Origin of the sequence: Nocardioides dubius (assembly GCF_039528155.1) — a bacterium.
Classification (GTDB): domain Bacteria; phylum Actinomycetota; class Actinomycetes; order Propionibacteriales; family Nocardioidaceae; genus Nocardioides; species Nocardioides dubius.
On the sequence record NZ_BAAALG010000010.1, the window covers coordinates 18,803 to 28,311 of the forward strand.

At 67.9% G+C, this 9,509-nt stretch carries 16 protein-coding genes and 1 pseudogene; 16 read left to right on the forward strand and 1 reads right to left on the reverse strand.

Annotated elements, in window-relative coordinates:
* Positions 1–441: hypothetical protein (locus ABD151_RS12380; protein WP_343994768.1), on the reverse strand; the 441-nt coding region annotated here is incomplete at its 3' end.
* A gap of 55 nt (positions 442–496) precedes the next feature.
* On the opposite strand from ABD151_RS12380, the gene ilvA reads away from it, so the two are divergent.
* From ilvA to rplE, 16 genes and pseudogenes are all read left to right on the forward strand, one after another.
* The gene (ilvA, locus tag ABD151_RS12385) at positions 497–1,753 is read left to right on the forward strand and encodes a threonine ammonia-lyase IlvA (protein WP_343994770.1); all 1,257 of its coding nucleotides are present in this window, start codon (positions 497–499) and stop codon (positions 1,751–1,753) included.
* A gap of 50 nt (positions 1,754–1,803) precedes the next feature.
* Entirely contained in the window at positions 1,804–2,526 is a 723-nt protein-coding gene (gene trmB / locus ABD151_RS12390) for a tRNA (guanosine(46)-N7)-methyltransferase TrmB (RefSeq protein ID WP_343994772.1), read from the forward strand.
* 460 nt (positions 2,527–2,986) lie between these two features.
* Positions 2,987–3,295, forward strand: a complete 309-nt coding sequence (gene rpsJ, locus ABD151_RS12395; RefSeq protein ID WP_008360994.1) for a 30S ribosomal protein S10 — start codon at positions 2,987–2,989, stop codon at positions 3,293–3,295.
* A gap of 11 nt (positions 3,296–3,306) precedes the next feature.
* A complete protein-coding gene (gene rplC, locus ABD151_RS12400) occupies positions 3,307–3,966 on the forward strand; it encodes a 50S ribosomal protein L3 (protein WP_343994774.1) in 660 nt (219 codons plus the stop codon).
* Positions 3,963–4,547: pseudogene (gene rplD / locus ABD151_RS12405) on the forward strand (50S ribosomal protein L4); the annotation flags it as partial. The gene rplC and the pseudogene rplD, both read left to right, overlap by 4 nt.
* Before the next feature lie 32 nt (positions 4,548–4,579).
* On the forward strand, positions 4,580–4,882 hold the full coding sequence (gene rplW / locus ABD151_RS12410) for a 50S ribosomal protein L23 (protein ID WP_343994778.1): 303 nt from the start codon (positions 4,580–4,582) through the stop codon (positions 4,880–4,882).
* The gene (gene rplB, locus ABD151_RS12415) at positions 4,882–5,718 is read left to right on the forward strand and encodes a 50S ribosomal protein L2 (protein ID WP_343994780.1); all 837 of its coding nucleotides are present in this window, start codon (positions 4,882–4,884) and stop codon (positions 5,716–5,718) included. The genes rplW and rplB overlap by 1 nt, the downstream gene beginning before the upstream one ends.
* A gap of 5 nt (positions 5,719–5,723) precedes the next feature.
* Positions 5,724–6,005: a 30S ribosomal protein S19 gene (gene rpsS, locus ABD151_RS12420; RefSeq protein ID WP_343994782.1), complete on the forward strand. Its 282-nt coding sequence runs from the start codon at positions 5,724–5,726 to the stop codon at positions 6,003–6,005.
* Positions 6,006–6,036: 31 nt separating this feature from the next.
* Positions 6,037–6,453, forward strand: coding sequence for a 50S ribosomal protein L22 (gene rplV / locus ABD151_RS12425; RefSeq protein ID WP_343994784.1), 417 nt, complete (start codon positions 6,037–6,039; stop codon positions 6,451–6,453).
* The gene (rpsC, locus tag ABD151_RS12430; RefSeq protein WP_343994786.1) at positions 6,453–7,286 is read left to right on the forward strand and encodes a 30S ribosomal protein S3; all 834 of its coding nucleotides are present in this window, start codon (positions 6,453–6,455) and stop codon (positions 7,284–7,286) included. Before rplV ends, rpsC begins: the two co-directional genes overlap by 1 nt.
* Before the next feature lie 4 nt (positions 7,287–7,290).
* Positions 7,291–7,710: a 50S ribosomal protein L16 gene (gene rplP / locus ABD151_RS12435; protein ID WP_343994788.1), complete on the forward strand. Its 420-nt coding sequence runs from the start codon at positions 7,291–7,293 to the stop codon at positions 7,708–7,710.
* Positions 7,710–7,958 carry a 50S ribosomal protein L29 gene (rpmC, locus tag ABD151_RS12440; RefSeq protein WP_343994790.1) on the forward strand — a complete coding sequence of 83 codons (249 nt, stop codon included), beginning with the start codon at positions 7,710–7,712 and terminating at the stop codon, positions 7,956–7,958. Before rplP ends, rpmC begins: the two co-directional genes overlap by 1 nt.
* A complete protein-coding gene (gene rpsQ / locus ABD151_RS12445; RefSeq protein ID WP_343994791.1) occupies positions 7,955–8,230 on the forward strand; it encodes a 30S ribosomal protein S17 in 276 nt (91 codons plus the stop codon). The genes rpmC and rpsQ overlap by 4 nt, the downstream gene beginning before the upstream one ends.
* 97 nt (positions 8,231–8,327) lie before the next feature.
* Positions 8,328–8,696 carry a 50S ribosomal protein L14 gene (rplN, locus tag ABD151_RS12450; RefSeq protein WP_343994793.1) on the forward strand — a complete coding sequence of 123 codons (369 nt, stop codon included), beginning with the start codon at positions 8,328–8,330 and terminating at the stop codon, positions 8,694–8,696.
* Positions 8,696–9,055 carry a 50S ribosomal protein L24 gene (gene rplX, locus ABD151_RS12455; RefSeq protein WP_343994795.1) on the forward strand — a complete coding sequence of 120 codons (360 nt, stop codon included), beginning with the start codon at positions 8,696–8,698 and terminating at the stop codon, positions 9,053–9,055. Before rplN ends, rplX begins: the two co-directional genes overlap by 1 nt.
* A 1-nt stretch (position 9,056) precedes the next feature.
* Positions 9,057–9,509: 50S ribosomal protein L5 (gene rplE / locus ABD151_RS12460; RefSeq protein WP_343994797.1), on the forward strand; the 453-nt coding region annotated here is incomplete at its 3' end.

Consider the following 9,509-nt stretch of genomic DNA (forward strand, 5'->3'; position numbering starts at 1 on the left):
CTCGTCCTGCAGCGGCTCGCAGGTCTCCTCGAAGTAGTCACCGATCTTCTCCATCGACGCCAGCTTCTCCTCGTCCCAGCTGCTCATCGCCGCAGCGAACTCAGCAGGCTCCTGCGATCGGACCAGGTCGAGCACCTCGTCGAACTCGTCGCGGTGCTCACTCGGGAAGCTCTCCGGCACGCCGAGGTCGGCCAGGTCGCCGGCCACGCCCTGGGCCTCGTCCCACTGCTCCGGCGTCGGCTCGCTGGCGTCCAGGCTGGTCTCGAACTCGGCGATCAGCGCGCAGAACTCGGACTCGCTGACGCCGCCGGCGTCGCCGTTGCCGTCGTCGTCGCCGCAGCCGGTGAGCAGGCCCGCGCCGAGCGCCAGCGCGGCCACCCCGAAGGCGGCACGCCTGCGGAGTCGTGGACGGGTGGGGGAGGGAGTGCGGTTGAGTGTCATGAGGTCACGGTGCCCGGCCGCAGGGCACGGGAAACCCGCCACGTAGGGTGAGTGGGTGAGCACGCCCGAACTCTCTGCCGCGGCCGTCGAGGCCGCCGCGCAGGTGCTGGCCCCGATCGTTCTGCGCACCCCGCTCGAGTACAGCCAGCGGCTGACCGACGCCGTCGGCGCGCAGGTCTTCCTGAAGCGGGAGAACCGCCAGATCGCGCGCTCCTACAAGGTGCGCGGCGCCTACCACTTCATCAGCGGCCTGAGCGCCGAGGAGCGTCAGCGCGGGGTGGTCTGCGCCTCGGCCGGCAACCATGGCCAGGGGGTGGCCTGGAGCTGCGCCCGGCTCGGGCTGCGGGGGCGGGTCTACGTCCCGGGGAACACGCCGCGCCAGAAGCGCCAGCGGATCCTCGCCCTCGGCGAGGGCGCCGTCGAGCTGGTGGTGGCGGGCAGCTCCTACGACGAGGCCGGCGCCGCTGCGCTGGCCGACGCCGAGGCCACCGGCGCGGTCTTCGTGCACCCCTTCGACGACGCCCGCACCATCGTCGGGCAGGGCAGCGTCGCGGTCGAGCTGGTCGAGCAGAGCCCGGCCCCGCTGCACACCGTGATCGTGCCGATCGGCGGCGGGGGACTGATCGCCGGGATGACGCTGTGGCTCAAGGAGCGCCACCCCGAGATCCGGGTCGTCGGCGTCGAGCCCGCGGGGGCGGCCAGCATGACCGCTGCCCTGGCCGCGGGCGCGCCGACCCGCCTGGAGCGGATCGACACCTTCGTCGACGGCGCCGCCGTCGGCCGGGTGGGCGAGGTGACCTTCCCCGTGGTCCGGGACCTGGTCGACGAGGTGGTCACCGTTCCCGAGGGCGCGGTCTGCACCGAGATGCTCGAGCTCTACCAGGTCGACGGCATCATCGCCGAGCCGGCCGGTGCCCTGGCCAGCACCGCGGTCAAGCAGATCGCGGCCACCCTGCCCGCGGGCGCGGCGGTGGCGTGTGTGGTCTCCGGCGGCAACAACGACGTCATCCGCTACGCCGAGATCGTCGAGCGCTCGCTGCTGCACGAGGGCCTGCGGCACTACTTCCTGGTCACCTTCCCCCAGGAGCCCGGGGCACTGCGTCACTTCCTCGACGATGTGCTCAGCGAGGGCGAGGACATCGTGGTCTTCGAGTACGTGAAGAAGAACAACCGGGAGACCGGCCCGGCGATGGTCGGCATCGAGCTGGAGACCGCGGCGGGTCTCAGCCCGCTGCTGGAGCGGATGGCCGCCAGCCCGTTGCAGATCGACCAGGTGCCCCCGGGCTCGCCGCTGTTCAGCTTCCTGACCTGAGCCCCCAGCAGATTGGGTGGCCGGCCGCATGGCCCGTAGCATTGAGTCCCGTGTCGAAGCCCGTACGTCCCGCCCGCCCGCACCACAAGCTCACCGACGACGGGCGCCCGATGCGCGAGGTGCTCTCCTACTCGCGCCGGGGCAGTCGCTTCACGCCGCGCCAGGCGGCCGGCTGGGAGGCGCACGCCGAGGCCTGGGTGATCCCGGACGAGGCGGTGGACGGCGACGAGTTCGACCTGGACTCCTGGTTCGGCCGCAGCGCCCCGCTGATCGTGGAGATCGGTCCTGGCGTGGGGGAGGCGACGGCGGCGCTGGCCGCCACCCGTCCCGAGGCCAACATCCTTGCCCTGGAGGTGTGGGTGCCGGGCGTCGCCGACGGCCTGTGGCGGGTCGCCGAGGCGGGTGCCGACAACGTGCGCTTCTGCTCGGTGGACGCCGCGTGGTTCCTGGAGAACCTGATCGCCGAGTCCAGCCTGCACGAGCTGTGGACGTTCTTCCCGGACCCGTGGCACAAGAAGAAGCACAACAAGCGTCGTCTGGTCAGCGCCGACTTCGCGCGGATGGCCGCACGGCGCCTCGAGCCCGGCGGCCTGTGGCGCCTGGCCACCGACTGGGCCGACTACGCGGAGCAGATGCTCGAGGTGCTCGACGCCGAGTCCGCCCTGACCGGGGGAGTCGTCCCGCGCTGGGACGAGCGCCCGGTGACCAAGTTCGAGCGCAAGGGCGTCGCCGTGGGCCGCGAGATCACGGATCTGGCCTACCGCCGCGGCTGAGCACGCTCCGGCGCACCGACAAGCGTGAGGTACGCCACAATTGCGCCAGTGAGCGTGTCGAGGCCGGTGAGCGGGCGCAAACCGATTTGGCTCACGCCCGGATCTCTGCCAAGATAGCCAGGTTGCTTCGGCGGATCGCCGAGGCGCGACACATAACTTGACCATTGAATCGCTTCTCCCGAGGTGCCTCTTGTGGTCTGCGTGTGCCCGCGCCTGTTTCGGAGATTCGATCACCTGATGAACCTGTCAGGTGCCCACCAACACGCATGATCCGCAAGGCCCGGCGCTCCGCGTTGTCGAAATAACGGCGACACGCCCGACCGCGGGGGTCGGCCGAGAGGCCCGGTGAATGTGGGTGGGGAGGCGACGGGCGGCTCAACTTCACCCGGAGTTGGTCGAGACATGAAGGCACGCGGTGCCCGGCAGCGCCGAGCACGACAGAAGAGGACGAGAGAGACCTATGGCGGGACAGAAGATCCGCATCAGGCTCAAGGCCTATGACCACGAGGTGATCGACACCTCCGCGCGGAAGATCGTGGACACCGTCACCCGTACGGGTGCGAAGGTGGCAGGCCCCGTGCCGCTGCCGACGGAGAAGAACGTCTACTGCGTGATTCGCTCGCCCCACAAGTACAAGGACTCCCGCGAGCACTTCGAGATGCGCACCCACAAGCGCCTGATCGACATCATTGACCCCACGCCGAAGACCGTCGACTCGCTGATGCGTCTGGACCTTCCTGCCGGCGTCGACATCGAGATCAAGCTCTGAGGTAGATCGAGATGACCTACGAACACAACGCGAAGGGCCTGCTGGGCACCAAGCTCGGCATGACCCAGACCTGGGACGAGAACAACCGAGTCGTCCCCGTCACCGTCATTGCGGCCGGCACCAACGTGGTGACCCAGGTCCGTTCCCCCGAGATCGACGGCTACAACGCCATCCAGATCGGTTTCGGCGAGATCGAGGCCCGCAAGGTCACCAAGCCCAAGGGCGGCCACTTCGAGAAGGCCGGCGTGACGCCGCGCCGTCACCTGGTGGAGCTGCGCACCGCTGAGGCCTCGACCTACACGGTCGGCCAGGAGATCACCCCGGAGATCTTCGCTGCTGGCGACGTCGTCGACGTCACCGGCACCAGCAAGGGCAAGGGCTTCGCCGGAACCATGAAGCGTCACGGCTTCTCCGGCGTCGGCGCCTCGCACGGTGCGCACCGCAACCACCGCAAGCCCGGCTCCATCGGCGCCTGCGCCACCCCCGGTCGCGTCTTCAAGGGCGTCCGGATGGCCGGTCAGATGGGTGGCGACACCGTGACCACGCAGAACATCACGGTTCACGCCGTTGACGCTGAGAAGGGCCTCATCCTGCTCAAGGGCGCCGTCCCCGGCCCCAAGGGCAGCCTCGTGGTCGTCCGCTCGGCCGTGAAGAAGGAGGCCGCCAAGTGAGCGCCAAGAAGGTAGCCGTCGAGCTGCCCGCCGAGATCTTCGACACCGAGGTCAACATTCCGTTGATCCACCAGGTCGTCGTCGCTCAGCAGGCTGCGGCTCGTCAGGGTACGCACTCCACCAAGACCCGCGGCGAGGTCCGCGGTGGTGGCCGCAAGCCCTACAAGCAGAAGGGCACCGGTCGCGCCCGCCAGGGCTCGACCCGCGCGCCCCAGTTCGCCGGTGGTGGCACCGTGCACGGCCCGCAGCCGCGCAGCTACGACCAGCGGACCCCCAAGAAGATGAAGGCCGCCGCCCTCAAGGGTGCGCTGTCCGACCGTGCGCGCAACGAGCGCGTGCACGTCGTCGAGGCCCTCATCGCCGGCGAGAAGCCGTCGACCAAGGCTGCGATCACCGCGCTGTCCTCGCTGTCCGAGCGCAACCACTTCCTGGTGGTGCTCGAGCGGGGCGACAACCTGACCTGGCTGTCGCTGCGCAACGCGCCGAACGTGCACATCGTGGCGGTCGACCAGCTCAACACCTACGACGTGCTGCGCGCAGACGACGTGGTGTTCACCAAGGGTGCCTTCGACGCTCTGGTGAACAAGGGCACGAAGACCGAGGAGGGCGACAAGTGAGCACCCTGCACAAGGACCACCGCGACATCCTGATCGCGCCGGTCGTGTCTGAGAAGAGCTACGGCCTCCTCGACGCCAACAAGTACACGTTCATCGTGCGGCCCGACGCCAACAAGACCGAGATCAAGATCGCGGTCGAGAAGATCTTCGGCGTCAAGGTCACGGCTGTTAACACGCTCAACCGCCAGGGCAAGACGCGCCGCACCCGCTTCGGCATGGGCAAGCGCGCCAACACCAAGCGCGCCATCGTGAGCCTGGCCGAGGGCGACCGCATCGACATCTTCGGAGGTCAGGCCTGATGGGCATCCGCAAGTACAAGCCGACTACGCCGGGTCGCCGCGGTTCGTCCGTGGCCGACTTCGTCGAGATCACCCGGACCACGCCGGAGAAGTCGCTGACCCGCCCGCTGCCCAAGAAGGGTGGCCGCAACAACCAGGGTCGCATCACCACCCGTCACCACGGTGGCGGTCACAAGCGTGCCTACCGGATCATCGACTTCCGTCGTTACGACAAGGACGGCGTGCCGGCCAAGGTCGCTCACATCGAGTACGACCCGAACCGCACCGCCCGCATCGCGCTGCTGCACTACGCGGACGGCGAGAAGCGCTACATCATCGCCCCGAAGGGTCTGACCCAGGGCACGCCGGTCGAGTCCGGCGTGGGCGCTGACATCAAGCCCGGCAACAACCTGCCGCTGCGCAACATCCCGGTCGGTACCACGATCCACTGTGTGGAGCTGCGTCCCGGTGGCGGCGCCAAGCTGGCCCGCTCGGCCGGCAACAGCGCTCAGCTGGTCGCTCGTGAGGGCAGCCGCGCCACGCTGCGTCTGCCGTCCGGCGAGATGCGCTTCGTCGACGTCCGCTGCCGCGCGACGGTTGGCGAGGTCGGCAACGCCGAGCAGTCCAACATCAACTGGGGCAAGGCCGGCCGCATGCGCTGGAAGGGCCGTCGTCCCACCGTTCGCGGTGTCGTGATGAACCCGGTCGACCACCCGCACGGTGGTGGTGAGGGCAAGACCTCCGGTGGTCGTCACCCGGTCTCCCCGTGGGGCAAGCCCGAGGGCCGTACGCGCAAGCGCAAGGCCTCCGACTCCCAGATCATCCGTCGTCGCAAGTCCGGCAAGGGTAGGAAGTAACCGACATGCCTCGCAGCCTGAAGAAGGGTCCGTTCGTCGACGACCACCTCATGAAGAAGGTGGACGCGGAGAACGACAAGGGCTCTCACAACGTGATCAAGACCTGGTCGCGCCGCTCGATGATCGTCCCGGCCATGATCGGCCACACGATCGCGGTGCACGACGGTCGCAAGCATGTTCCCGTCTTTGTCTCCGACGCGATGGTCGGCCACAAGCTCGGCGAATTTGCCCCCACCCGCACCTACCGCGGGCACGTGAAGGAAGACCGGAAGGGTCGTCGTCGCTGAGGCGGCGCGACAGAACTGGAGATAACGAGCAATGAGCGTTACTGAGCGTCAGCGCGTGAGCGCCCGCCGCGAGTCGCTGCTCGGCGACCAGCCGGGAGCCTTCGCGAGCGCACGCTTCGTGCGAATCACCCCGATGAAGGCTCGCCGTGTCGTCGACATGGTCCGCGGCCTTCAGGTCGACGAGGCCCTGGCCCTGCTGCAGTTTGCACCGCAGGCCGCCGCGGAGACCGTCTACAAGGTGCTGGAGTCGGCGATCGCCAACGCCACCACCACCGAGGGTCTGGCTGCCGGCGACCTGGTCGTCAGCAAGGCGACCGTCGACGAGGGTCCGACGATGAAGCGGTGGCGGCCGCGTGCGCAGGGCCGGGCTACCCGGATCAACAAGCGCACCAGCCACATCACGCTGGTCGTCCAGCCGGCCGACGTTGCAAATGGAAAGGGTGCCTGATGGGCCAGAAGATCAACCCGAACGGCTTCCGCCTCGGCATCTCGACCGACCACAAGAGCCGTTGGTACGCCGACAAGCTGTACAAGGCCTACGTGGGCGAGGACGTCGCCATCCGCAAGCTGCTCTCCAAGGGCATGGAGCGGGCCGGCATCGCCAAGGTCGAGATCGAGCGCACCCGTGACCGCGTCCGCGTCGACATCCACACCGCCCGTCCGGGCATCGTGATCGGTCGCCGTGGCGCCGAGGCCGACCGCATCCGCGGCGAGCTCGAGAAGCTCACCGGCAAGCAGGTCCAGCTGAACATCCTCGAGGTCAAGAACCCCGAGGTCGACGCTCAGCTGGTCGCCCAGGGCGTTGCCGAGCAGCTCTCTGGCCGTGTGCAGTTCCGTCGTGCGATGCGCAAGGCGATCCAGACCTCGATGCGTTCCGGTGCCAAGGGCATCCGGATCCAGTGCTCGGGCCGCCTCAACGGCGCCGAGATGTCGCGCACCGAGTTCTACCGCGAGGGCCGTGTGCCGCTGCACACCCTGCGCGCTGAGATCGACTACGGCTTCTACGAGGCTCGCACCACCTTCGGTCGCATCGGCGTCAAGGTCTGGATCTACAAGGGCGAGGTCGCGGGCACCCGCGCCGAGCGCGAGGCCCAGGCTGCTGCCCGTGCCGGTGCCCCCGGCCGTGGCGGCCGTGGTGGCCGTGGCGACCGTCCGGCCCGCGGCAACCGCGGTGACCGTCCGGCTCGCGGCAACCGCGACGCCCAGGCTGAGGCTCCGGCCCAGGCTGCTGAGAACACCCCGGCCGCTGACGCGGCCCCGAGCACCGCACAGGAGGGCTGAGCTCATGTTGATGCCCCGTCGTGTCAAGCACCGCAAGCAGCACCACCCCAAGCGGCGTGGCGTTGCCAAGGGCGGCACCAGCCTCGCCTTCGGTGACTTCGGCATCCAGGCGATCGAGGGTCACTACGTGACCAACCGCCAGATCGAGGCGGCTCGTATCGCGATGACCCGTCACATCAAGCGTGGCGGAAAGGTCTGGATCAACATCTACCCGGACCGTCCGCTCACGAAGAAGCCGGCCGAGACCCGCATGGGTTCCGGTAAGGGTTCGCCGGAGTGGTGGGTTGCCAACGTCAAGCCCGGCCGCGTGATGTTCGAACTGTCCGGCGTCAGCGAGGACGTGGCCCGCGAGGCCATGCGTCGCGCGATGCACAAGCTCCCGATGAAGTGCCGCTTCGTCACCCGCGAGGCAGGTGAATTCTGATGAGCAGCAAGATCAACTCCGCTCACGAGCTGGACCAGCTCAGCAACGGCGACCTCGAAGCCAAGCTGGGTGAGGCCAAGGCCGAGCTCTTCAACCTCCGTTTCCAGTCGGCCACCGGCCAGCTGGAGAACAACGGCCGGCTCCGTGCGGTCAAGAAGGACATTGCCCGGATCTACACGGTGGTCAACGAGCGCAAGCTCGGCATCCGTACCAACCCGGACGCCAGCGAGAAGGACACTGACGCATGACCGACAACAACACCGCCGAGGCTCGCAACGCCCGCAAGGTCCGCGAGGGCCTGGTCGTCAGCGACAAGATGGACAAGACGGTCGTGGTGACGGTCGAGGACCGCGTCAAGCACGCCCTCTACGGCAAGGTCATGCGCCGCAGCAGCAAGCTCAAGGCGCACGACGAGCAGAACCAGTGCGGCGTCGGCGACCGGGTCCTGATCATGGAGACCCGTCCGCTGTCCGCCACCAAGCGCTGGCGCGTCGTCGAGATCCTCGAAAAGGCCAAGTGATCCCGGCCGTTCTCGGCCACCGACTTCAAACAACTAGTTCGGCAAGGCTCGGCGCCCCAGGGCGCCGAGAACCGGCTCGACAACCAGGAGAAATTCGATGATCCAGCAGGAGTCGCGACTCAAGGTCGCCGACAACACCGGTGCGAAGGAGATCCTTTGCATCCGTGTTCTCGGTGGCTCGGGTCGGCGCTACGCCGGTATCGGCGACGTCATCGTTGCCACCGTCAAGGACGCGATCCCCGGTGGCAACGTCAAGAAGGGTGACGTCGTCAAGGCCGTGGTCGTGCGCACCAAGAAGGAGCGTCGTCGTCCGGACGGTTCCTACATCTCGTTCGACGAGAACGCAGCCGTCATCCTCAAGAACGACGGCGAGCCCCGTGGCACCCGCATCTTCGGCCCCGTGGGCCGCGAGCTGCGCGAGAAGAAGTTCATGAAGATCATCTCGCTCGCCCCGGAGGTGCTGTGATGGCCAAGCAGTCGATCAACATCAAGAAGGGCGACACCGTCAAGGTGATCGCTGGCAAGGACAAGGGCGCCGAAGGCAAGGTGATCGCTGTCCTCCGCGAGGAGCAGCGCGTCATCGTCGAGGGTGTCAACCGGATCAAGAAGCACGAGAAGGTCGTGAACACCGGCAGTGGCAACACTGGCGGCATCGTCACCACCGAGGCTCCGATCCACGTGTCCAACGTGATGCTCGTCGAGGGTGACGGCGTCACCCGCGTCGGCTTCCGCCGTGACGAGGTGACGAAGCGTCGTCCCGACGGCACCGAGTACACCGCCCAGCGCAGCGTTCGCATTTCGCGCAAGACGGGCAAGGAGATCTGAGATGGCTGAGACCACCACCGTTCCGCGGCTCAAGACCCGCTACCGCGAGGAGATCCTCCCCGCGCTGAAGTCTGAGTTCGAGATCGCCAACGTCATGCAGGTTCCCGGCCTGGTCAAGGTCGTCGTGAACATGGGTGTCGGCGAGGCTGCCCGCGACTCCAAGCTGATCGAGGGCGCGATCCGCGACCTGACCGCCATCACCGGTCAGAAGCCGCAGGTCACCAAGGCCCGCAAGTCCATCGCGCAGTTCAAGCTGCGTGAGGGCATGCCGATCGGCGCGCACGTCACCCTCCGCGGTGACCGCATGTGGGAGTTCCTGGACCGCCTGCTGACCCTCGCCCTGCCCCGTATCCGCGACTTCCGCGGTCTCAACGGCAAGCAGTTCGACGGCCGTGGCAACTACACGTTCGGTCTGACCGAGCAGGTCATGTTCCACGAGATCGACCAGGACAAG